Origin of the sequence: Nitrosospira sp. Nl5, from assembly GCF_900102495.1 — a bacterium.
In the GTDB taxonomy this organism is placed as follows: domain Bacteria; phylum Pseudomonadota; class Gammaproteobacteria; order Burkholderiales; family Nitrosomonadaceae; genus Nitrosospira.
In genome coordinates, this window is sequence record NZ_FMVQ01000020.1 from 1 (window position 1) to 23089 (window position 23089).

Consider the following 23089-nt stretch of genomic DNA (forward strand, 5'->3'; position numbering starts at 1 on the left):
AACGGATGCATGCCAGCCGCAGTGCTTATCGATCCCGCTTCGGGCATGCGGATGAGGATCATGATGCCGATGTTGCCCATGATGCCCATGCCCATGCCCATCCGTTCCCGCGCAGTCATACGTTTAGGTTTTTAACGCGCCATCCCTACTCGATCGCCATCGGATTGGTGGCCGCGTTGGCAGTGGTGCCGCGCGGGTCATTGAGCAAAGCGGCGAAAGGCGGTATCGCTCTCACGGCGGGCGTGCTGGGCAGCAAGACCAAGGCGTTAATCATGCGGCAAGTGCTACCCTCCATGGGGTATTTATTGCGGTCGCATCGTCTGCGGTCACGCAAGCCGCCTTCATGACGCCGCTATCCGAAACGAAAATTGGCATTTAAACAAACGCGTCAGGAAAATGAAGAATGATTCCAGGAATATATTTGTCTTTCAGACTTTTCTCCGGGAGATTATCATGGGTAAATATTTTCTAGCTTGGATTTTAGGCGTACCCGCAACTGTTTTAATAATCATCTATCTTTTAATGAATTAAGTGATTCCGATCCATATGCTCATTAGCAGGGCAGAGAACAAAGCGAAACCGCGAGAAGGAAAAACTGAAGTGGAAAGGAAAAAATGCCTGGTAAAACCGGAACAAATTCTTTCTGGAGCATAGCAACAAGAAAAGGAAAACATCGTGAACTGCGTCTCAATATTGAAAAACAAAACGGTGCAATTAGTTCTCATATCAACCGCGCAAATTTTCGGGATTTCGTATCCGGTTCATGCTGAAACCCCTACGGAATCCAAGTCACAAGCAATAGCACCTCCTTGGGAATTATATGACACCGATAAGGATGACTACATAAGCACCGAGGAAGCCGCGGCGCAGAAAATGCCATCTGAAACTTTTGAAGCCCTGGACATTGATCGGGACGGTAGATTAAACAAGGACGAGTTCAGCAAAGCACCCCCAGTCACCGGGACTGGACGCTAGCAATGGCCTGACGGGAGGGGAGAGGGTAGATCAAAAGATACTGGCGGTACGAGTAACCAGCACGATTTTGTATATACGCGCGTGATGGCATTTCCGCTACAATTACGCGCATGAATTCCACTAATGTAACAGTGGCGTTAAATGACGCCACAAATGACGCAAGGGAGGTAAGCAGCGGTAGCATTTTCCTGGTGGGCATGATGGGCGCGGGGAAAACGACTATCGGCAAACTTCTCGCCAACTTTCTGAATAAAACATTTTTAGACTCGGATCGCGAAATTCAAAAACGGACCGGGGTCAGCATACCGGTAATTTTTGAAATTGAAGGAGAAGCAGGTTTTCGCAAGCGTGAAACAGAAATGTTATTGGAACTTGTGAAAAGCAAAAATATCGTACTTGCCACGGGAGGCGGCGCAGTGATAAGCACCGAGAACCGTAAGCTATTGAAGCACAGTGGCACCGTGGTATATCTCCGCGCAACAGTTGATGATTTATGGCGGCGCACCCGGCAGGACAAAAACCGTCCATTGCTTCAAACCTCGGATCCGCGCAGAAAACTGACTGAGCTCTATAATCAGCGTGATCCACTTTATCTTGAAACGGCGCATATTGTGGTCGAGAGCGGGAAACGGAGCGCACGTTATTTAGCACAATTGTTAGCTCAACAATTGGTTTGCTCTGATTTGAGAATAAAATGAAAAGCTGTCCGGCAGCCTGCCGGATTCAGGTTTAAGGAACCAAAGCGGAAAAGTGCGCGGATGAGGCCAAATTTAGAGGTTTAGAGGTATTTAGGCACACTTTCCCCCTTACTCGTCCATTGGCGCCTGACCTGGAAACAGCACGTCGGTAAAACCGAAAGTACGGAAATCCGTGATCCGCATAGGGTAGAGAATTCCTTGCAAGTGATCGCACTCGTGTTGGACCACGCGGGAATGAAACCCTTCCACGGTACGATCTATAGGTCTACCGTACTGATCCGAACCCCGATAACGCAGCTTGGCAAAACGCGGCACCATGCCACGCATGCCCGGAACGCTGAGACAACCCTCCCAGTCCTGCTCCGTTTCCTGTGTAAGAGGAGTTAGCTCCGGATTCACCAGCACCGTATAAGGCACCTCCTCCGCATCGGGATAACGTGGATTGCGTTTCACACCGAATATCACAACCTGAAGGCCGGCTCCTATCTGGGGGGCGGCCAGGCCGGCACCGTCCAGCGCTTCCATCGTTTCATGCATATCCTGAATCAAGGTGTCGAGCTCGGGCGTACCGAATTTCTTCACCTTCTGGGCCAATTCCAGCAAGCGGGGATCGCCCATTTTCAATACCGGCCTAATCGCCATTTAGCTGTACCACACGTTCGAGAATATTCCTCACTCTAACCATCGCTTTTTCCAGTACAGCATGGGCATCTTCCAGGTGGATGGCATGAGCGCTTGTTTCACGACCAGCTGCGTAGTTTGCCACTACCGCGACGGCGGCGTAGCATAGGCCCAATTCTTTAGCCAGTGCCGCTTCCGGCATACCGGTCATCCCCACCATGTCTGTGCCGTCCCGCTCCAGCCGGTTGATCTCCGCTGCGGTTTCCAGGCGCGGCCCCTGCGTCGCGCCATAGACACCGCCGTTTATGACGTTCTCACCCACCTGTTTTGCCGCTTCCAGCAGGCATTTTCGCGTTATCTGGCAATATGGTTCTGTAAAATCAGTATGGGTAACCGGACTGTCTATGCCTTCGTAATAAGTATACTTGCGGCCATGGGTGTAATCAATGATCTGGTCAGGAATAGCAATCATGCCGGGGGTGAAATCGGCACGAATCCCACCCACGGACGCGACCGATATGACCCGTGTAGGGTCCAGTGACTGCAGGGCCCACAAGTTGGCGCGATAATTTACCGTATGTGGCGGAATAGTATGGCCGTATCCGTGGCGCGCAAGGAACACAACTTCATTGTCATTGATTTTGCCAAAAGTCAGCGGACCAGATGGCTCTCCGTAGGGCGTTCTCATAAGTTGCCGATGCGATATTTCAAGGCATGCGAGCTGCGTCATACCGGTGCCGCCGATGATTGCAAGCATATTATTCAGTCAAAAAATTGGGTATAGAGAAAATACAGGCTTAATCTTTCACTGCGTAAATCGCCGGTAAATTACGCCATGCGCCGTGTATATCCATCCCGAAACCAAACGCATAGCGATCCGGTAACACGACGCCAACAAAATTCGCGCTAATCGGCTTCGGCCTGCCGATATCCTTTTCGGCAAAAACCGCACTGTAAAAGGCGGCCGCACCTTGTTTCACGACCCAGTCCCGAATTGCCGCAAGCGTAATCCCCTCGTCAAGAACATCATCCAGCACCAGGACCACCCTGTCCCTGACGTCTTCATGAGGCGCGACCTTCCAATTAATTTTGCCACCCCGGATTTCATTATTGTAGCGGCTGACGTGGAGATAATCGAAATTAAGCGGAAATTCGAGTAGCGGGAGCAACTGTCCTGTAAATACCACGGCCCCGCCCATTACGCTTAGTACCAGGGGATACTGGTCGGATAGCTCCGTCGTAATATCCACCGCCATGCGTTTGACGGTGTGTGATACGGCGGCAGGAGAGAATATCTGCTCTGCTGTGCCGAGTATTCTCTTTGCCTCTTCGGACGAAAGCATCAATAAAATTCAGGCAATAGTCACAGAGGAAACCCAATGAATGGCTAATCAGGAAGAGCGCGATAATCTTGACGGAGTCCGATAACCTTGAGCACCGAGGTAGTCGGCAAATTCCTGACCCACTTCAGGATGTCCAAGCGCCAGCGCGATAGTCGCCTTGAGATAGCCTATCTTGGTTCCACAATCGTACCGGGTTCCAGAAAATTCGTAAGCGAGCGCCCGCTCTTCCTGCAACAGCGAGGCGATGCCGTCGGTCAATTGAATTTCTCCGCCCGCACCCGGCTTGACATTCTCCAGATGCTCAAAAATTTTCGGGGTAAGAATGTAGCGGCCTACCACTCCCAGGGTCGATGGCGCATTTTTGGGCTCGGGTTTTTCCACCATGCCTGTGATGGGATGCAGCCCATTCATTCCCGGTCCGCATTTTACAATGCCGTAATTTACCGTCTCCGCCGGCTCGACATTCTGTACTGCCAGTATCGAACAGCCGTTTTGTTCATATACCTTCGTCATCTGCTGCATGATCGGCTCATCGCCTGCCAGCAAATCGTCCGCCAGAAGCACCGCGAACGGTTCATTGCCTACCGCTGGACGTGCGCATAATACGGCGTGACCCAGGCCCAACGCTTCAGACTGCCGGATATAGATACAGGGAATGTTTTTTGGCAGAATACTTCGCAACATTTCAAGGATATCGTTCTTACCGCGTGCCTCCAACTCCCTTTCCATTTCGTAAGCCTTATCAAAATGGTCTTCGATGGCGCGCTTGTTGCGCCCCGTAATGAAAATCATTTCAGTGATGCCCGCTGCGATAGCTTCTTCCACGGCATACTGGATCAGCGGCTTATCCACGATAGGCATCATTTCCTTGGGGCTGGCCTTGGTAGCGGGCAGAAAACGGGTACCCATCCCTGCGACGGGAAAAACAGCTTTGGTTATCTTTGGCATAAGCACACTCTGTTTAAAGATTCCGGGAAGTGGAGTGTAAACCACCTTGCGAATCTTGCAATAATTGTAACAGTCCTGCCTCATCAAGGATGGCTATCCCCAGTTCAACGGCCCTGTGATATTTGCTACCGGCATCAGTGCCGGCCACCACGTAGTCCGTCCTTTTTGAAACGCTTCCCGCCACTTTTCCTCCCAGGGCTTCAATCTTCTCCCTGGCGTCTTCCCGGGTCAGATTCATCAAGGTTCCTGTCAGCACAAAAGTTTTACCACTGAGCCTACTGAGACCGGCACTTGAGTCGGCTTTTGCCTGCTGCGTGCCTGCGCCCTCTTCCCATCGCACTCCACCAGCACGCAATTGCTCGATGACTTCGCGATTATGTCCCTCGGCAAAAAAGCTGGCGATACTCTGGGCTACTACCGGGCCGATATCGGGCACCTGCTGCAAGTCTTCTGCATCCGCCTCCATCAATCGATCAAGTGCGCCAAAATACCGCGCCAGATCTTTGGCAGTCGTCTCGCCCACGTTGCGGATACCTAGCGCATAAATGAAGCGTGCCAGCGTGGTGTTTTTGCTTTTCTGGATAGCACCTATGACGTTACCTGCGGATTTTTCCGCCATTCTTCCCAGGGTGGCAAGCGCGGTGATGCCAAGCTTGTACAGGTCCGCAGGTGTTCTGATAATGGCATTATCCACCAGTTGTTCCACCAGTTTATGTCCCACGCCATCGATATTCATCGCACGGCGCGAGGCAAAATGCAGGATTGCCTGCTTCCGCTGCGCCGGACAGAAAAGCCCGCCAGTACAGCGTGTCACCGCCTCGCCGGGCAAGCGCACTGCTTTGGCCCCACACACCGGACAATGCTCAGGCATGATGAAGAACTTGGCGTGCGGCGGCCGTTTCTCCTTCTGTACAGCCACCACTTCGGGAATCACGTCACCCGCCCGTCGCACTGCCACGGTGTCCCCGATCATTACGTCCTTGCGCCTGATTTCATCTTCGTTGTGCAGTGTCGCATTCGTCACCGTAACCCCGCCCACGAATACTGGTTTCAGCCGCGCAACCGGAGTCAATGTGCCGGTTCTTCCCACCTGCACATCGATTCCCAGCAATTCGGTTACAGCTTCCTGCGCTGGAAATTTGTGTGCCACGGCAAATCGGGGAGCGCGGGAAACAAATCCGAGCTTCTCCTGCTGCGCCAGATCATTGACCTTATACACGGTGCCATCTATGTCGTAAGGCAAGCGTTCACGCAATTCCTCTATCTCGCGGTGATATTCCAGCAGTGCTGTTGCACCGCTCACCACATTGCGCTCGCGTGCCACCGGAAAACGTAGCGATGCAAGATAATCCATCACGCGGCTATGCTTATCACGCGGCACATTTCCACCCTCACAAGCGCCGATGCCGTACGCGAGGAACGTAAGCCTGCGGGTAGCGGTATTGCCGGGATCAAGCTGCCGCAGCGAACCGGCTGCGGCATTGCGCGGATTGATGAACTCCTTTTCGTTTTTCTCCCGCTGTTGCCGGTTAAGCTTCTCAAAGTCCGCTTTCAGCATCAGCACTTCGCCTCGCACCTCCATAAAGACGGGGCTCCGTGCGCTATAACCATCGGCTTGCAACTGTAAGGGAATCGATCTAATGGTACGCAAATTCAACGTGACGTCCTCGCCGATATAGCCGTCACCACGCGTTGCGCCCGTGATGAATATGCCTCCTTCATAACAGAGACTAACGGCAAGACCATCAAATTTGGGCTCCACCGCATATTCCACGCTGTCCACCCCCAGCGTCTGGCGAACCCTCCGGTCGAATGCGTCCACCTCAGCTGCCTTGAATGCGTTTCCGAGGGAGAGCATTGGCATACGATGAACAATTTGTGAAAATGCTTTGAGCGGGGCGGCGCCTATACGCTGGGTAGGAGAATCAGGCGTAATGAGCTGAGGATAATGTTGCTCAAGTTCCTGCAATTCTTGGAACAGCTTGTCGTACTCGGCATCCGGAATAGTTGGTGCATCCAGTGCGTAATAGTTGTAATTATGCTGTTCGATCGCCTCGCGCAATTTCCGCACGCGGTGCCAGATGTCATCCGCAATGCGCATTCATGCAAACAGCCGCAACGCAATCTCGCCGCCTGCGGGTATATTGCGGGCCAGCATCACAGATTGAATGGCGATTAATTGCTGTTTGATTTTGCCGATGCCGCTATCACTTAGGAGAACACGATTATCATCCACCATAATACCACCTAGGGCGTCGGAAAAAATTCCGGCGAGATGCATCATTTGATCAAAAACTTGTTCCCCGTTTGCGACTCTGGGAACATCAAGCAGAAAGGTTATACCATGTGTGGTGAGCGTTCGTATGCTATCGGAAAGAAACGGGGGTGGTTCATGGTTATTGAGGGAAAATAAAACAGCATTGCTTTCATCACGGTAATGAAACGCGCCTTCGGGCCCCAATTTGAAGCCCGACGTCTCCGCCAAAACACGGATCTTGGCGCCGGTAAACGGGCTAGCGTCCTTGCTGATAATGTTGATGCCTATCATGACGTCCACCTTCGCACAAAACTGATCGATCGATAATGCCCTCGCGTATGCTTCCCGGACATCCGGGCAATCTGCGGCTGCATTCACATTTGCGGCAAAATTTTGCATCATGTCGCGAAATTCCGACAAGGTGACTTCGCTCAGGGGGCCGGCACGATCAGCAAGCTGCAGACAGCCCTTCACGTTAACATAGCCGCCCTTACCGCTGGTCTCCATTGTAATTTCTTCCCAGAATGCGGCGGCATCTCTTTGCCCTAGCCATCGCACCGGTTTGTTGAAGTCGAATTTCCGCTGCAATACCTCTGTCAGATGCGAATCCGCGATTAGCGTCTCACCATTAATGCTAACCACATAGTCTACCGCGTCTATAACGCCCTCGCTCACGTTTGACGCCTGCTCAACCGATGTGGCCGGCGCGGGCGGCATGGCATCGAAGGTGGGTGAATCCAGATCTGACTGAACGATTTCCATCGCCTCAGCTGGTTCCACCTGCGGCTCCACCTGAAAGTCCTGCAGTACTTCTTTGCCGAGTTGTGGCTCGACCCGCCCACCTTCCACGACAGATGTGTCTGTTCTCAACAGCACATCTTCATGCTTGCGCCCAAATGCTTCCTCCGCGCCACGCCGGAAGCGCCATTGCTGGATCCAGTTAAAGAAAACGACACCCATAACCACAATAAGACCAATGGCGATCAGGCTAATTTGCAACTCGCTCATATTCTCCATGTCAGTCAGGTCACCATCGCAGCATCGCTCAGTCTGACAGCTTCTTCGATTTCTACTGCGACCACGCGTGAGACACCCTGTTCCTGCATGGTGACACCTATCAATTGCTGTGCCATTTCCATGGTGATTTTATTGTGGCTGATGAATACAAACTGAGTATGGCGCGACATCTGCTTCACCAGATTGCAGAAACGCTCGGTATTGCTGTCATCGAGAGGGGCATCCACCTCATCCAGCAGGCAAAATGGCGCCGGATTAAGCTGGAACAGTGAAAACACGAGGGCCAGCGCTGTCAAGGCTTTTTCACCGCCGGAGAGCAAATGGATAGAGCTGTTCTTCTTACCCGGCGGCTGCGCAAAAATCTGGATGCCTGAATCAAGAATTTCTTCGCCCCTTAATATCAGCTTTGCTTGCCCGCCGCCGAATATAGTAGGAAATACCTCAGCCAGGTGAGCGTTTACCTTATCGACGGTCTCCAGCAGACGTTCACGGGTTTCACGGTCTATCCGTCGAATTGCATTTTCCAGGGTTTCAACCGCTTCCTTCAAGTCCTGCGATTGTAAGTCAAGATAAGCCTTGCGCGTCTGAGAAGATTGCAACTCCTCCAGCGCAACAAGGTTCACCGCCCCTAGGGCGGCAATTTCGGTGTTGAGACGATTAATCTCCACCTGCAATGCGGAAGGCCGCTTTTTCCCATGAGATCGTATTAATTCCTCCTCGTCGGCTCCCGCCTCTTTTAATTGCTCGTCGAATTGGTTCTCGGTAATTCGCGCCTCCTGCTCCTTGAGACGCGCATGGTTAATGGATTCTCGCAACGGATGCAACTTCTGCTCGGAAGTCATGCGCTCGTGCTCTATGCGGCGCAAATCATTGGCCGCATCTTCCAGGGCGTGGCGTATCGCTGCCAGTTCCTGTTCCCTATGTTCACGAAGCGTCAGCCATTCCTGAAGGAGGCTGTTCAACCGCGCTTCATCAAAGCTTCCTTGCTCAGTCTGGAATTTATCCAGGCTGGTTCTGAGCGCAACGATATTCTCGCCGATGATATGGACAGAATTCTCCAGCTCGGCAATTTTATTCTGACAGGTTTTCTCCGAAAACTCCGCTTCCTGCATTTCCCTCGCCGCGTTCTGCGCAAGCTGACGCTGTGTATGGAGAAACTGTTCCGCTGCCGCGGCGGCCAGCTTTTCCTTTTGCACCTGTTCCTGCAGAATCCCGATCTCAATCCCGTATTCCGCCAATTTTGTTTCGGCGTCCTGCTTTCTGGAAGTTTCCGCCGCCGCCTGCTGCCCAATTTCCGCCAGCTCATTGTCAATCTGACTGTGTCGCTGGCTAGCACGCTCGCCTAATTGCGTGAGCTTCAACACCTGCATTTGCGCGTCATGGTGCTGTTGCTGGAGCTGCCCGGTATCGTAACGCAAGCGAGATAAAGATGATTCCAGTTCGTGACAGGTTTCTTCCGCTGTCTCCAGCGCGAATTTCTCAACAGACAGACTGACCCGCAATGCGTCCGCTTCGATTTTAATCTGGACTATCTCTCGTTGCCGTGCCAGCGTCCCATGCAATTGTGAATCAGGCGCATAATAAGTCAGGCTGTGGTGCGTAAGAATATGGCCTTCACGCGTTACCAGCACTTCGCGGGAAGAAAGTTTCGTTCGTTGCAAGAGCCCGTCCCGCACGCCCTCGACCACAAATACACCGCTTAACCATTCATCCAGCACGGCTTTTATTCCTGCATTATCACAAACCAGATATTGAGATAGCGGCGTCCAGCCTTCCTTGTCCCGAGGCATATCCGGCATATCCGTCACTGGCTCGCTCCGTGCTGATTGTCCCCCAGGCTCAAACAATGCCCATTTTCCGGGGGGCAAATCATCCTCCCAGTCGCGCGTGGTTTCCAGCTGCTCAAGCTGGGCGCTGTTCAGACGTTCGCGCAGCACCGCTTCAAGCGCGTCTTCCCATCCCTTTTCAACCTGAATGCTTTGCCATAGACGTGGTAACGCTTCCAATTGATACTTGGCAAGCCACGCACTCAATCCCTGGCTACCTTCGAGCCGATGCTGCAAGCGCTGCAGGGCGTCGAGTCGAGCTTCCGCCTGAATAATCTGCTGCTCCAGCGGCTGCACTTTACATGCGAACTCGCGTTTGACCTCCTCCGCATTCAACCGCAGGCTTTCAGTTTGTGCAAGCACTTCCTGCTTCTGTTTCAGGTCAGCCGCGGTACTTTCCGTCTCTCGATGCAAGCGGGATAACGTTTCAATATTTGGCGGGATTAAGGCGCTCCGTTCCCCGAGTAACCGTATGCGACGCGATTCAAGTTGCTGAAAGATTTTTTCGGCATAAGCCCGGTGGCTTTCTTCCAGTTGCCCCGCCTGCTCAAGCAGCAGCAAACTGCGCTGTGTTTCAGCTAATCTTTCCTGGCATAAACGCAAAGCGGAGTCCGCCAGCGGTAATTTCTCATTCTCGGTTTTGGCCTTTTGCTTGCCGGCCTCGCGGGCCGATTTTGCGCGTTCGAGTTCTCCGCGCCAGCGGTTCAAGTTGCCAGCAGTATCTTCCAACTGCTTTTCGTAGTGTTCGAGCTGGTTTCTCACCATCATGATTTGTTGCGCCACACGCTGGCGGCTCTCGCGCAGGTGCTGTATTTGCTGTTCGACATGCGCCACTTCACCGTTGGCGGCGTAAAGCTCACCCTGCGCCTGGTGCAGGCTATCGCCGACGGCATAATGCTGAGTACGCTTTTCTTCCAGGCGTTTTTCCGCGTCCCGCAGCCTGGCAGTTTCAGCTTCCAGAGCCGTCTCCAGCGACTGGAACTCTTTTTCCGCAAGAATACGTTGCGCGGTAGCCTCCTGTTTGCGAGCCCACCACAAAAGATTCTGCGCCATGTGCAGCTGGATTTTCATATTCTTGAACCGGCGGGCCGCCTCGGCCTGTTCTTCCAGCCGCAGTAGCTGCTTTTCCAGTTCCTGGCAAATGTCGTTTACCCGCAAAAGGTTTTCGCGCGTATCGGCCAGACGCGATTCGGTCTCGCGGCGGCGCTCGCGGTATTTGGAAATCCCCGCGGCTTCCTCCAGAAATACACGCAATTCTTCCGGCTTGGCCTCAATGATGCGGGAGATCATCCCTTGCTCGATGATGGCGTAGCCACGACCCCCTATTCCGGTCCCAAGAAAAATATCAGCGACGTCCCGTCGGCGGACATGAATGTTATTGATGTGATAAGTCGATTCGCCATCCCTCCGCAATACCCGCTTGATGCAAATTTGGGCATAGCTCGACCACTGCCCCGCCGCCTTGCCGAGCTCATTATCAAACATCAGCTCGACACTTGCGCGTCCCACTGCCTTACGATTGGCGGAACCATTGAAAATCACGTCCTGCATGGACTCGCCACGTAACGCGGACGCCCGGGATTCGCCCAAGACCCAGCGTACAGCATCGATCACATTGGATTTACCGCAACCGTTGGGACCTACGACTGCGACCAAATCCCCCGGCACAGGAATTTCGGTGGGGTCGACAAAGGATTTGAAACCGGCGAGTTTGATGTGGGAGAGACGCAATTTATCGTTCGCAACCAGTTATAATTGTGCAGCCCGAAGAGATTACCTTAAGTCATTTCTGAAGATGAGCGAAAGATTAGACTTGAGCAAAACATTCTAACCGATTTGAGCGAGATAAGAGAATGCCAAGTAGTCCCACGAAAAACCTGGAAACCTTCCCCAATCCCGCACCGGGGCGGGATTATCAGATTCACATGCAAATCCCCGAATTTACCTGCCTGTGTCCAAAAACTGGGCAACCGGATTTCGCGACCTTGATCCTCGACTACATTCCGGACAAGAAATGCGTCGAGCTTAAGAGCCTCAAGCTCTATATCTGGTCTTATCGTAACGAAGCGGCCTTCCATGAGGCCGTTACCAATCGCATTGTCGATGACCTGGTCAGCATCTTGAAGCCGAGATATCTGCGCCTCACCGCCAAATTTTTCGTACGCGGCGGAATTTTCACAAATATTGTTGCTGAGCACCGCAAATCGGGATGGAAACCCTTACCGGCAGTGGAACTGGGAAGATTTGAGGACCAGTCTACAATGCACGGCTGACTTTGCCATGCCGGTACAGCATTTCGTAGATTGTCTTAATCCGGAAACCTGTTCGCTCGCATTATTTCTTTCATCTCATCTCCAATCAGAAGTATGCAAATATCACGATCCACAGCCATCCTGACAATCAGCCTGATGCTGACAACCGGCAGTTTCACGGCCAGTGCGGCTGAGCCTCCTCATCAGCCGATTTTTCAACTCACACATGTAGCAATTCTTCAACCCATACCCATGCGGGAGGGAGCACGTGAAATATTCGATATTATTCGCGACATGGAAAGCGAAACCGTCACGACTCCCGAAGAAACCGGCAGTTCCGCTGTTGCCATATCCGCCGCTCCAGCCGATCTTTGGGAACGCATACGCAATGGCTTCGCCATGGCTGAAATGGATAGCGAGGAGGTGCGCAACGGTGAGGACTTTTACGTCAATCGCCCGGAGTATGTAAAACGCATTATTGAGCGCAGCAAACGCTACCTGTTTCATATCGTCGAAGAAGTCGAGCGCCGCCGCATGCCCGCTGAAATCGCGCTACTGCCTATTATTGAAAGTGCATTCAATCCCAAGGCCTACTCCCGTAGCCATGCTTCCGGTATTTGGCAATTCATCCCCTCTACCGGCAAGAACTACGGCTTAAAACAGAACTGGTGGCATGATGACAGGAGGGACATTGTCGCTGCCACCAGCGCCGCGCTGGACTATTTACAAAACCTCTACAGCATGTTTGGCGATTGGGAATTAGCGCTGGCCTCATATAACTGGGGCGAGGGAGCAGTGGGGCGCTCACTCATAAAAAACCGTAACAACGGCTTACCGGCGGATTTTCGCAATATCAGCCTGCCGCCTGAAACCCAAAATTATGTTCCCAAATTAATCGCGATAAAAAATATCATCACGAATCCGGCAGCTTTCGGGGTTGAGCTTGAGCCGGTGCCCAATCAGCCTTATTTTGACAAGGTCGCCACGACCCGCCATATCGATGTAAAGCTGGCAGCGAAGCTCGCGGATATTTCCGTGGACGAGTTTAATGCTCTCAATCCCGCCTATAATCGGCCAGTCATCAATGTCAGCGGGTCCCGTATCCTGCTGTTCCCGGCCGATAAGGTAGAGACCTTTACGGCGAATCTGAAAAATTACGATAAGCCGCTCGTGTCCTGGCACGCCTATCGGGCAAAAAAAGGGGAGACAGCTGAAAAAATTTCAGCACGGTACGGCATCAGCGTGCAGCGCATGAGGGAAATCAACGATATTCACGGACGCAACAGGATAACGCCAGGGCAGATTTTGCTGGTACCTCATAACGGACACGCTGACGGTGCGGATATTTCCGTTATGAACGACAAGCCCGTTGAACCAAGAATGCTCGAACGCAATGTCGTCTATGCCGTTAAGAAAGGCGACGCGCTATCCGGCATCGCCAGGCGTCACGGTGTTACCGTAGCACAGATTAAGTCATGGAATGGTGGCGTTGAACGGCTCCTTATCGGCCAGAAACTCATACTCAAACATACCTCATTTGAAAAACTTCCCTTAACGTCTTCGGAACAACACGCTATTCCGGCGAAGAAGCGAATGTGATATTACCGTCGCTTCCAAAGGACGTCGCTGCAATCGAAAATCATGAGCAAAGAGATTTCTCGCTCCTTGATTGGAATTCAAATACTCTCACGCATTCTGCAGAATGCGCACATCAACGTCTGGGCTAATTTAATTTCTGCGTCTGCGAACCGTACACATGCCCGCAATTCCAAAGCCGATAAGAGCGAGCGTCGTCGGTTCAGGCACCGTTACAACATTACCACCGTCGCCTCCACCACCACCGGTCCCGGTACCGGGACCATTACCACCGATATCGGGACCACCGTTGCCGGTATCGGGACCATTACTCCCGGTACCGGGCCCGGAACTGCCGGTACCGGATCCGGTACCCCCGCTACCACTGCCACCGATACCGCCGATACCAGGATTGACCCCATTACCGGGGCTACCGAAGCCCAAGCTTCCGCCACCAATACCGGCGGCAGTACCGGCACCACCCCTGCCACCAGTACCGGCTAAACCACCCCCCTGAGGACAAAGGTTTTCCCGCGAGCCGGGCCTTTGTTGTTGCAGGCATTCCCCCAGACCGTGCCGGGTTATCGCAGGGACAAAAGGCCCCGGAATTAGTTGGTCAGATTGGCTATTTGCATGTGGATTTTCTTCTGTTATCAGCCAATCTTCCATCGCAATGCCTAATGTAGCCAGAAAGTCTGCAATCTCGTCCGCATCGCCGCTTGATTCGCTATCGCCACTTCCCCGGGTAACATCGGCGGTGAAGATATCCAGGAGTGCAAGGCTCGCCAGTTTCGAACCCAGTAATTGCGCCGCAAAGAACGAACCGAAACCATAAGGCAAGCCGAATCCATCGGAATGATTGCCGCTCAGCAGATTATCCCCGCCAACGTCCCCACTCCATAAACGGTTCGCAGGAGCGAGCATTTCGTCAGCTTCTTGGCCGTTAATGCCGACATCATTATATCTGGGGAAATGGATGCCACTCGCTGGACCTGTTGCATTAAGGTGCAATATCGGAACAGCGTAGACGCCTGCCGGGAACAAAAGTATTGGAAGTATCGCTAAGCGTAAAAAGAATTCTCTGGTATTCATCGTGTATGTATCCCGATCCACATCAAACGTCTTGCCCATGCGACTCAGAATTATTGAAACAGATCACTTTTCCCTGCACGTTCCGTGAATGGCGTCAATCATGCAGGTATTCAAAATCACGGTAATATGATCCCTTGCAGCTGCCAGGAAAATCTTTAAGCTCGCTAATTACCTTGCATTGAGCAGTGTTCGCATCGTATCAACTTCAGCAGCGGGGACAATTGGACCTTGGTACACCTTGGCAGCCGTCGGGCTGGAGAAGGTGATCGGCGGGAAGGAATTAAGGCCAATAGTGTTCTAATTTGGCCGAAAAATGCGATGAGTTGTGGAAGTTACGACAAAAGATCAGGAAAAACCCAACGAATCCGCTTCGCGTTCATGATAGGTGTCTCATCCTGCCGCTTTGGTAATCAGCAATCGCCTGGACAAAGGATTTGATCGGGGTTTCGAGCCAAAAGTCCGGTGGCGGGTGGGCTAATGTGTGGACGACTTGGAAAATACTTGCAAGACAACCACGCCCGTTACAATAAGCGTCAGTCCAATGACCGCGGGGATATCGAGCGACTGCCCAAAAATGTACCAGGCAATAAGCGTAACGAGCACAATACCGACACCGGACCAGATAGCGTACGCAACGCCCACCGGCATAGTGCGCAATGTCAGGGATAAAAAGAAGAAAGCCATGATATAACCCGCTATTACCACTAGTGACGGCCATAGCTGGGTAAAACCGTCACTTGCCTTCAAGGCCGAGGTCGCCACAACCTCGCTGATGATAGCGACAGAAAGGAAAAGCCACTGATTCATTGCCGGGTTCCTGGCAGGTTGCCGCCAAATAAAATGCTTATAAAACCAATATTGTTGAATGGATGACGTCTAGATTTGTATGTATCAAGATACACGACATAGCGTTGATTTTATGGCGCCAGTTTCTGCGATACACCGGAAATTTGCAAGTAAATCAGACACCCTAAGCAATAAGAACGATCAAATGGTCTCTTAAAAGGCAGCTCTTTCACCCGTGTAATGGATGTAAGCAGCCAGATGAATCGGAGGATGAAGCCAACGATATCAATTATTGATGACGTTGGTAACTATGTGTGGCAGCGTACTGACCAGATTCCATCTTTTCTGTAGTTTTTTTGTTTCCACTTGGACTTGGGATCCGGTCCCTAGAATTAAAAAGGATTCCCTATTCTCAATGTTTATATCCAGCAGCCACTTCTCACTTCATGAATTTTCTCACGATCAGGATAATGAGGCAGGCATTAGGACCAGGAGGCGAGCGAGCGGTAAAGTTTTTACCGGGGCGATTAAAAAGGTTTTATCCTATGAAAAATGTCTCCTACCCAATCGATTAATAACTGAGGGAAAAACCGTGAAAACAATAAGTAACCGCGAACAGATGGTTCCTGGGAAAGAGATTCTATCGATCGCCGGCTTGGTATCCACGTCTGGGTTAAACGATAGCCATCCAGGGAGAATGATGCAGATGGGTAGCCCGGAATCGATCATGCTGCAAAAAATACCGGGGGGGAATCTACGCGCGCTAGCTTGGTTATTCAGATTATCCGGAAAAAAAATGACGAATGCAGCGCGGCTCCTGGCAATCATCACGGTCGCTTTATTTTATACCCCCGCCATCAATGCCGCGATACCCAACGATTCCTATATTGCAGGCTATGCCGCAGGAGTCCTCAAGCGCGATTTTAAGCTTGATCTCCCTTCCCTGACTGTGCGAGACGGCGTCATCACAGTACCGGTAGGCGATTTGGCAGCGCAGGATCGAACGCGAATTTTGCAGATATTGTCAGAGATTCCCGGCGTTACCGCGGTGGTTGCGCTGGAAAACACCAATCAGCAGATCTTGGCCGCCTCTTCAGCACCCGATGAACCAGGCACAACTGAAAGCTGGCCGACAGCCCGCTCTCCGGTACTTCCCACAGGCATTCTTCCTACAGGTCACCTGTTTAAACCGCTACTGGCCGATCCGCGGTGGGCGCATTTCTCAGCCGCTTATCGCAATTATATCGGAGAGAATATAGATGGAAATAACAACGGGGCTGTCAGTTTCGGTGAGACGATACCGTTTTACCGGGGCAATCTTGGGCAGTCCGGGATGCAATGGGAAACAGGTCTTCAAGCCGGCGTATTCAGCGACTTCAATCTTGATGCACGCTCCAATGATCTCATCAACACGGATTTTATTGCATCGGTTTACTCAAGCGTTCGCGCGGGCCGATTCTCCGCTTTCGGCCGAGTCTTCCACCAAAGCTCGCACCTTGGTGATGAGTTTCTGCTGCGAACGACATTGGAGCGTGTCAATCTCAGTTACGAGGGAGCCGATCTCAGACTTTCTTATGAGCTTCCGTATGGAATACGCGTATATGGTGGAGGGGGCGGCATTTTTCACAAGCAGCCATCGACAATCAAGCCTTGGTTAATACAATATGGTATCGAGTTCAGAAGCCCCTGGCGTATCGAATTTGCAGCAATGAGACCGATTCTGGCAGTGGATATCAAGAATCATCAACAGAATAACTGGAATGCCGATGTATCCGCCAGGGCGGGATTTCAATTCGATAATTTTTCAGCATTTGGGCGGAAGCTTCAGTTTCTGGGGGAATATTTTCACGGCAACTCGCCTACTGGCCAATTTTATCGGGAGAGGGTCGAATATATCGGGGTCGGGGCACATTACCATTTCTAGCAACCGGTCCGCGACTTAAAAGAATCGAAGCGAAAAATGACTGAGCAAAGATAGGTTTGGGGCCAGTAGTTGTTCTAATAGTTGAGCATTCCACTGATCGGCGGCGACCAGGAATTCTTCAAGCTTGCTGCTGCCAAGCAAGCAAGAGAACGAGTTAATATTGACGGCAGACGTTATACTTGCAAACCAACAGGTTTCAATGTTTAGCGCATGCCCAACATTACCGTCCGCGATTATTCGCCACGTGTTTTCGATACTCTGGTTCGACACGGCTTCCATCCGGTGCTGGCTCGCGTCTACGCCGCACGCGGTATTGAAGAACCTGCTCAACTCGAAGCGGAATTATCTCGGCTGATTCCATTTGAGCGCCTGAAGAATGTTTCCATCATGGCGGCGCATCTGGCGGACGCAATCCTTGCACGAAAGCGATTACTGATCGTAGCCGATTATGATTCAGACGGCGCCACCGCTTGCGCCGTTGGCATACGTGCACTGAGAAGGTTCGGTGCGATCGTGGATTATCTTGTTCCCAAGCGCTTCGAGTACGGTTATGGCCTTACGCCGGAAATCGTGCGGCTTGCCGCTTCTGCCGCAACCCCCCCCGACATACTCATCACGGTGGATAATGGCATCGCCAGCGTGGAAGGCGTCGCCGAAGCCAACCGGCTCGGCATGCAGGTATTTATTACCGATCATCACCTCCCGGGAGACAAACTACCCGATGCCGCTGTTATTGTGAATCCCAACCAGCCCGGCTGTACGTTTCCCAGTAAGCATCTTGCCGGGGTAGGCGTAATGTTTTATCTGATGCTGGCGCTGCGGGCGGAGTTGCGCGCCAAAGGGACATTTTCCCCTCCTCAAAAGGAGCCCAATCTTGCCAGTCTGCTTGATTTAGTCGCCCTGGGCACCGTCGCCGATGTCGTAAAACTCGATGACAACAATCGCATTCTGGTGCAGCAAGGCTTGCGACGCATCCGCAACGGACGTGGCTGCGCAGGTATTCATGCTTTGCTGCACGTTGCGCGGCGTGATTTCCGGCAGGGGTCCGCCTACGAACTGGGGTTTATGCTGGGGCCGAGATTGAATGCGGCGGGACGGCTCGACGACATGGCATTGGGGATTGAATGTCTGATTACGGACGACGAATCCCGCGCCGGTCAAATTGCCGTGCAACTCGATGCGCTTAACCGCCAGCGTAGAGAAATCGAAGCGAATATGCAGGACAGCGCACTGGTTATGCTGGAGGCTGCCCTTTCCACGCACCATTCGACGGACCCGTCGCAGATATCCACTCCAGAAATTGTGCATACGCATAGCTTGAGTCTATACGATCCCGGGTGGCATCAAGGCGTGATCGGAATCCTCGCATCGCGCATGAAAGATAAATTTCGCCGTCCCGTCATCGCGTTTGCGCCTGGCGGCAATGGTGAGATAAAAGGTTCGGGGAGATCCATTCCAGGACTCCACTTGCGGGATTCATTGGATCTGGTGTCAAAGCGCCACCCCGGCCTCTTGCTCAAATTCGGTGGTCACGCCGCCGCGGCGGGGCTGACCGTGCGCGCAAGCGATTTCAAAAAATTCAGCGATGCGTTCGAGCAAGCCGCGCAGATGCTGCTTACCCCCGCTGATCTTATGCATATCCTCGAAACCGACGGTGATCTGGATGAATCCGAAATAAACCTGGAGCTGGCGCGGCTTCTTGCGGAACAGGTCTGGGGCCAAGGTTTTTCCCAGCCCACGTTCAGTGCTCGTTTTCAGGTGGAGGATCAGCGCCCGGCCGGGGACAAGCACCTCAAATTAAAACTGAGGAAACAGGGAACACAAATCGCGGAGCAGACATCGAAGAAATCTGGCCGCCTTTATGACGCCATATTGTTCTTCCATAATGTTCCGCTTCCGAAAACGATTGATGCAGTTTACCGGTTGCAGGTAAATGAGTTCAACGGCAACTCCTCCTTGCAATTTATTCTGGATCATTGGCTTCCGTGCGAGGCCTGACCGCCGGCTTCCTGTAACGAGGAACGCGTATCCGGCTCTTTCCCCCGCCAGCCTCTGACCTAGATCCGGCACTACCTTGTTTTGCGCAGGGAACCTTCAATCACCGAGGTATCGTAGCAGTTGCTATCGTCTTGCGAGCAGTCAGCCACTCCGCATGCCCTGGTGATGCAGGAATGCGACGTAATAACTGACATATAATGCCGTCTTTAATGCTGACTGTACTCTTGTTTGCTGCTCCATCGATCAAGTATCACTCCGATGCCATTTAAGCTGACTATCCCGCCACCCGGCTCAACAGTTCGCTATCCCCATCTTGACGGCTCTGGCGACGCTCTCGCTCTTGCGGAGCTGGCGCAGAAAGCGAGACCTGTCACGATTATTACTGCGAGCGCACTGGCCGCCCAAAGACTGCTGGAGGAAATCCCTTTTTTCGCAACCGGGCTAAAAATCCATCTTCTCCCGGATTGGGAGACGCTGCCTTATGACACCTTCTCACCCCACCAGGACTTGGTTTCCGAGCGGCTCGCCACACTTTACCAGCTCATGAACGGCACCTGCGATATATTGATTGTGCCTGTCACCACCGCACTATACCGCATGCCTCCGCGCGAATATCTTGCCGCGCATACGTTTTTTCTTAAACGTGGAGATACACTCGATCTGCATGCATTACGCAGCCAGATGACCTTGGCGGGTTACGCGCACGTGACCCAGGTCCTGTCGCCGGGGGAATACAGTCTGCGCGGCGGCTTGGTCGACCTGTATCCCATGGGCAGTCCGCTGCCTTATCGCATCGATTTGCTGGATAACGAGATTGAAACCATCCGCACTTTTGACGTGGATACGCAGAGAAGCGTCTATCCCGTCAACGAAATACGGTTATTACCGGCGCGGGAATTTCCTTTTGATGAAGAAGGCCGCACGCGTTTTCGAGGGAATTTCCGTGAGAAATTCGAGGGAGACCCTTCGAGAAGTCGCATTTACAAAGACATAAGCAAAGGCGCCACCCCTGCAGGCATCGAATATTACCTGCCGCTGTTTTTTGAGAATACCGCAACGTTGTTCGACTATTTACCGCAGACAATGCTGCTATGCCTGCACCACGATATCTACCCGGCGGTAGAAAATTTCTGGCGCGAAACGCAATCACGCTACCAGTTGCTCCGCGGCGACCAGGATTGGCCGTTGCTGCCCCCGGGAGAATTGTTCGTTACGACAGACGCCTTTTTCGGCGCATTAAAGCCTTATGCGCGCGTCGAAATTCAATCCGGAACGAGAAATCTGGATTCCATGCTGCAGGATATGACCCGTGCGCTGCCCCCGCTTCAGATTGATCGCCGCGCTGATCATCCAGCAGAAAAACTCTCCACGTTTATTGGGAAATTTACCGCGGAATTCGAGCCGCCTGGCGGAAGGACATTACTGCTGGCAGAAAGCCTGGGCAGACGAGAACTGATTGCAGACCACCTGAAGCAATACCGACTCTATCCCGATATTTGCGCCGACTACGCGCAATTTCTTGCGAGCGCCAGCCCTTTCATGCTTGGCGTAGCGCCGCTGCACAACGGCTTTATAATTTCCGGCGAAGGAATTGCCTTCATCACCGAGAGCGAGCTTTATGCCAGGCACCTGCATGGCCGCCGTGAACGCGATTCGCGCAAAGCGACAGCGGTGGGCGACGCGATGCTGCGTGATCTGTCCGAAATCAAATCCGGTGATCCGGTGGTGCATGAACAACACGGTATCGGCCGTTACCTGGGGCTGGTAAGCATGGACTTGGGCGAAGGCCCAACAGAGTTTTTGTCGCTTGAGTACGATGGCGGAGACAAACTTTACGTACCGGTCTCGCAACTGCATCTTATTGGTCGATATAGCGGAGCAGCGCCCGAAGCGGCGCCCCTGCATAAACTCGGCAGCGGGCAGTGGGACAAAGCCAAACGCAAAGCAATGCAGCAAGTACGCGATACCGCTGCGGAGTTGCTCAATCTTTATGCTCAACGTACCGCCCGCGTGGGCCATGCCTTTGGCTTCAGGGAGCATGATTATGAAGCATTCGTCGAAGGTTTCGGCTTCGAGGAAACGCCAGATCAGGCCGCGGCTATCGGCGCTGTCATCGAGGATCTGACCTCTGGTAAGCCGATGGACCGATTGATCTGCGGCGATGTGGGTTTCGGCAAGACCGAGGTGGCGTTACGCGCAGCCTTCGTCGCCGTTGCGGATGGTAAACAGGTGGCGGTACTCGTGCCTACGACGCTATTGGCGGAGCAGCATTTCCAGAATTTTTCCGATCGCTTCAGTCTGATCGCAGACGAGTGGCCAATAAAAATAGCGGAGCTGTCACGCTTCCGTTCAGTCAAGGAGCAAACCCAGGCCCTGGCCGGTTTGACCAATGGGCAAGTCGACATCGTCATCGGCACCCATAAACTGATTCAGAAAGGTGTGAAATTCAAAAGTCTGGGCCTGGTCATTATTGACGAGGAGCATCGTTTCGGCGTGCGCCAGAAGGAACAGTTGAAGAATTTACGCTCAGAGGTGGATGTACTGACGCTTACCGCGACACCCATTCCCCGCACGCTTGCCATGTCGCTGGAAGGTTTGCGCGACTTCTCTGTCATCGCGACGGCCCCGCAACGGCGGCTTGCGATCAAAACTTTCGTCAGCCGCTTTTCCGAGGGAATCATACGCGAGGCATGTTTGCGCGAATTAAAGCGTGGCGGGCAGATATATTTTCTGCACAACGAAGTGGGCACAATTCAGCCAATGCATGACAAGCTCGCCCGGTTGTTACCGGAAGCGCGCATATACGTTGCCCATGGACAAATGCGCGAACGCGAATTGGAACACGTGATGAAGGATTTTTATCAGCAGCGTTTTAACCTGCTGCTTTGCACTACGATCATCGAGACCGGTATTGATGTTCCCACCGCCAATACCATCATCATCAACCGCGCGGACAGATTCGGCCTGGCCCAATTGCATCAGTTGCGTGGACGAGTGGGCCGTTCGCACCATCAGGCATATGCGTACCTATTGGTGCCGGAGGAAGAAGCGCTTGGCACGCAAGCCAGAAAGCGTCTCGAAGCCATCCAGGCAATGGAGGAATTAGGCGCCGGCTTTTACCTTGCCATGCAGGATCTGGAAATCCGCGGCGCCGGCGAAGTGCTGGGCGAATCTCAAAGTGGCGAGATGCAGGAAATCGGCTTCAGTCTCTACACGTCCATGCTGGATGCCGCCGTTCAATCATTGAAAGAAGGCAGGGAGCCCGATTTACAGCATCCTTTGGGAGTTGCCACCGAAATTAACCTGCATACACCTGCTCTCCTGCCGGACAACTACTGCAACGACGTGCATGAGCGCCTGGTACTGTACAAGCGCATGGCCAATTGCACAAGCGACGACCAATTGGACGACATGCAGGGCGAGTTGATAGACCGCTTTGGCCTCTTGCCGGATTCCGTCAGAACATTGCTGGACTGCCATCGCCTGCGCATTGCCGCCAAACCTCTGGGCATTACTCGCATAGAGGCCAGCACCGACTACATCCAGTTACAATTTATCCCCAACCCGCCGGTGAACGCTGCGAACATCGTCGCGCTCATTCAGCGCAATCGAGAATATACGCTTTCTGGCCCTGACCGATTGAAAATACAGGTTCGAATTGCGAGCGTGGCGGAACGCGTAGCGCGAATAAAAAAATTGCTCATCGAATTGACCGGATAGAAAATCCAGTAAGATGGACCCGGACTCGCGAGTTGGCGCAGCGCAGTTGTAATATAC

Annotated in this window: 17 protein-coding genes; 8 read left to right on the top strand and 9 right to left on the bottom strand. The window is 52.7% G+C overall.

Annotation, left to right across the window (positions count from 1 at the left end; translation table 11 throughout):
- From BLP45_RS13695 to BLP45_RS13705, 3 genes are all read left to right on the top strand, one after another.
- On the top strand, positions 1-347 hold a 347-nt coding region (locus BLP45_RS13695), incomplete at its 5' end, for a hypothetical protein (protein ID WP_143002449.1).
- 267 nt (positions 348-614) lie between these two features.
- Positions 615-770: a hypothetical protein gene (locus BLP45_RS14690; RefSeq protein ID WP_176754766.1), complete on the top strand. Its 156-nt coding sequence runs from the start codon at positions 615-617 to the stop codon at positions 768-770.
- Between the two features lie 402 nt (positions 771-1172).
- A complete protein-coding gene (locus BLP45_RS13705) occupies positions 1173-1673 on the top strand; it encodes a shikimate kinase (protein ID WP_256327845.1) in 501 nt (166 codons plus the stop codon).
- 108 nt (positions 1674-1781) lie between these two features.
- Here the strand turns inward: BLP45_RS13705 and def are convergent, their stop codons facing one another.
- Genes def through smc form a run of 7 tightly spaced genes read right to left on the bottom strand, consistent with a single transcriptional unit; the run spans position 1782 to position 11416 of the window.
- Positions 1782-2315, bottom strand: a complete 534-nt coding sequence (gene def, locus BLP45_RS13710) for a peptide deformylase (RefSeq protein WP_090373055.1) — start codon at positions 2313-2315, stop codon at positions 1782-1784.
- Positions 2305-3051: an S-methyl-5'-thioinosine phosphorylase gene (locus BLP45_RS13715; protein ID WP_090373056.1), complete on the bottom strand. Its 747-nt coding sequence runs from the start codon at positions 3049-3051 to the stop codon at positions 2305-2307. Before BLP45_RS13715 ends, def begins: the two co-directional genes overlap by 11 nt.
- A gap of 40 nt (positions 3052-3091) precedes the next feature.
- Positions 3092-3637 carry a hypoxanthine-guanine phosphoribosyltransferase gene (locus tag BLP45_RS13720; RefSeq protein WP_090373057.1) on the bottom strand — a complete coding sequence of 182 codons (546 nt, stop codon included), beginning with the start codon at positions 3635-3637 and terminating at the stop codon, positions 3092-3094.
- Positions 3638-3685: 48 nt separating this feature from the next.
- Positions 3686-4585, bottom strand: a complete 900-nt coding sequence (gene galU / locus BLP45_RS13725) for a UTP--glucose-1-phosphate uridylyltransferase GalU (RefSeq protein WP_090373058.1) — start codon at positions 4583-4585, stop codon at positions 3686-3688.
- 13 nt (positions 4586-4598) lie between these two features.
- Positions 4599-6686: an NAD-dependent DNA ligase LigA gene (ligA, locus tag BLP45_RS13730; protein WP_090373059.1), complete on the bottom strand. Its 2088-nt coding sequence runs from the start codon at positions 6684-6686 to the stop codon at positions 4599-4601.
- The gene (locus tag BLP45_RS13735; protein WP_371128760.1) at positions 6687-7850 is read right to left on the bottom strand and encodes a cell division protein ZipA C-terminal FtsZ-binding domain-containing protein; all 1164 of its coding nucleotides are present in this window, start codon (positions 7848-7850) and stop codon (positions 6687-6689) included.
- Between the two features lie 14 nt (positions 7851-7864).
- Positions 7865-11416, bottom strand: a complete 3552-nt coding sequence (smc, locus tag BLP45_RS13740; protein ID WP_090373061.1) for a chromosome segregation protein SMC — start codon at positions 11414-11416, stop codon at positions 7865-7867.
- A 122-nt stretch (positions 11417-11538) separates the two neighbouring features.
- Between smc and queF the strand changes: the two genes are divergently transcribed.
- Entirely contained in the window at positions 11539-11958 is a 420-nt protein-coding gene (queF, locus tag BLP45_RS13745; protein WP_090373062.1) for a preQ(1) synthase, read from the top strand.
- Between the two features lie 93 nt (positions 11959-12051).
- Positions 12052-13536 carry a transglycosylase SLT domain-containing protein gene (locus tag BLP45_RS13750; protein WP_090373063.1) on the top strand — a complete coding sequence of 495 codons (1485 nt, stop codon included), beginning with the start codon at positions 12052-12054 and terminating at the stop codon, positions 13534-13536.
- A 129-nt stretch (positions 13537-13665) separates the two neighbouring features.
- Here the strand turns inward: BLP45_RS13750 and BLP45_RS13755 are convergent, their stop codons facing one another.
- On the bottom strand, positions 13666-14436 hold the full coding sequence (locus BLP45_RS13755) for a PEP-CTERM sorting domain-containing protein (RefSeq protein ID WP_143002451.1): 771 nt from the start codon (positions 14434-14436) through the stop codon (positions 13666-13668).
- A 642-nt stretch (positions 14437-15078) separates the two neighbouring features.
- Entirely contained in the window at positions 15079-15411 is a 333-nt protein-coding gene (locus tag BLP45_RS13760) for a DMT family transporter (RefSeq protein WP_090373065.1), read from the bottom strand.
- A 571-nt stretch (positions 15412-15982) separates the two neighbouring features.
- Here BLP45_RS13760 and BLP45_RS13765 point away from each other — a divergent pair.
- The 3 genes from BLP45_RS13765 to mfd all read left to right on the top strand — a co-directional run bounded on the left by BLP45_RS13765 (position 15983) and on the right by mfd (position 23032).
- Positions 15983-17314: a DUF1207 domain-containing protein gene (locus BLP45_RS13765; protein ID WP_371128761.1), complete on the top strand. Its 1332-nt coding sequence runs from the start codon at positions 15983-15985 to the stop codon at positions 17312-17314.
- A 210-nt stretch (positions 17315-17524) separates the two neighbouring features.
- Entirely contained in the window at positions 17525-19312 is a 1788-nt protein-coding gene (gene recJ / locus BLP45_RS13770) for a single-stranded-DNA-specific exonuclease RecJ (RefSeq protein ID WP_090373066.1), read from the top strand.
- 258 nt (positions 19313-19570) lie between these two features.
- Positions 19571-23032 carry a transcription-repair coupling factor gene (mfd, locus tag BLP45_RS13775; protein WP_090373067.1) on the top strand — a complete coding sequence of 1154 codons (3462 nt, stop codon included), beginning with the start codon at positions 19571-19573 and terminating at the stop codon, positions 23030-23032.
- Positions 23033-23089: the final 57 nt, after the last annotated feature.

What these genes read in the sequence shown, in the direction of transcription:
- BLP45_RS14690 (WP_176754766.1), top strand. Translation starts at nt 615, where the DNA reads ATGCCTGGTAAAACCGGAACAAATTCTTTCTGGAGCATAGCAACAAGA.
- BLP45_RS13705 (WP_256327845.1), top strand. Translation starts at nt 1,173, where the DNA reads ATGATGGGCGCGGGGAAAACGACTATCGGCAAACTTCTCGCCAACTTT.
- def (WP_090373055.1), bottom strand. Translation starts at nt 2,315, where the DNA reads ATGGCGATTAGGCCGGTATTGAAAATGGGCGATCCCCGCTTGCTGGAA.
- BLP45_RS13715 (WP_090373056.1), bottom strand. Translation starts at nt 3,051, where the DNA reads ATGCTTGCAATCATCGGCGGCACCGGTATGACGCAGCTCGCATGCCTT.
- BLP45_RS13720 (WP_090373057.1), bottom strand. Translation starts at nt 3,637, where the DNA reads ATGCTTTCGTCCGAAGAGGCAAAGAGAATACTCGGCACAGCAGAGCAG.
- galU (WP_090373058.1), bottom strand. Translation starts at nt 4,585, where the DNA reads ATGCCAAAGATAACCAAAGCTGTTTTTCCCGTCGCAGGGATGGGTACC.
- ligA (WP_090373059.1), bottom strand. Translation starts at nt 6,686, where the DNA reads ATGCGCATTGCGGATGACATCTGGCACCGCGTGCGGAAATTGCGCGAG.
- BLP45_RS13735 (WP_371128760.1), bottom strand. Translation starts at nt 7,850, where the DNA reads ATGAGCGAGTTGCAAATTAGCCTGATCGCCATTGGTCTTATTGTGGTT.
- queF (WP_090373062.1), top strand. Translation starts at nt 11,539, where the DNA reads ATGCCAAGTAGTCCCACGAAAAACCTGGAAACCTTCCCCAATCCCGCA.
- BLP45_RS13750 (WP_090373063.1), top strand. Translation starts at nt 12,052, where the DNA reads ATGCAAATATCACGATCCACAGCCATCCTGACAATCAGCCTGATGCTG.
- BLP45_RS13755 (WP_143002451.1), bottom strand. Translation starts at nt 14,436, where the DNA reads ATGCTCGCTCCTGCGAACCGTTTATGGAGTGGGGACGTTGGCGGGGAT.
- BLP45_RS13760 (WP_090373065.1), bottom strand. Translation starts at nt 15,411, where the DNA reads ATGAATCAGTGGCTTTTCCTTTCTGTCGCTATCATCAGCGAGGTTGTG.
- recJ (WP_090373066.1), top strand. Translation starts at nt 17,525, where the DNA reads ATGCCCAACATTACCGTCCGCGATTATTCGCCACGTGTTTTCGATACT.
- mfd (WP_090373067.1), top strand. Translation starts at nt 19,571, where the DNA reads ATGCCATTTAAGCTGACTATCCCGCCACCCGGCTCAACAGTTCGCTAT.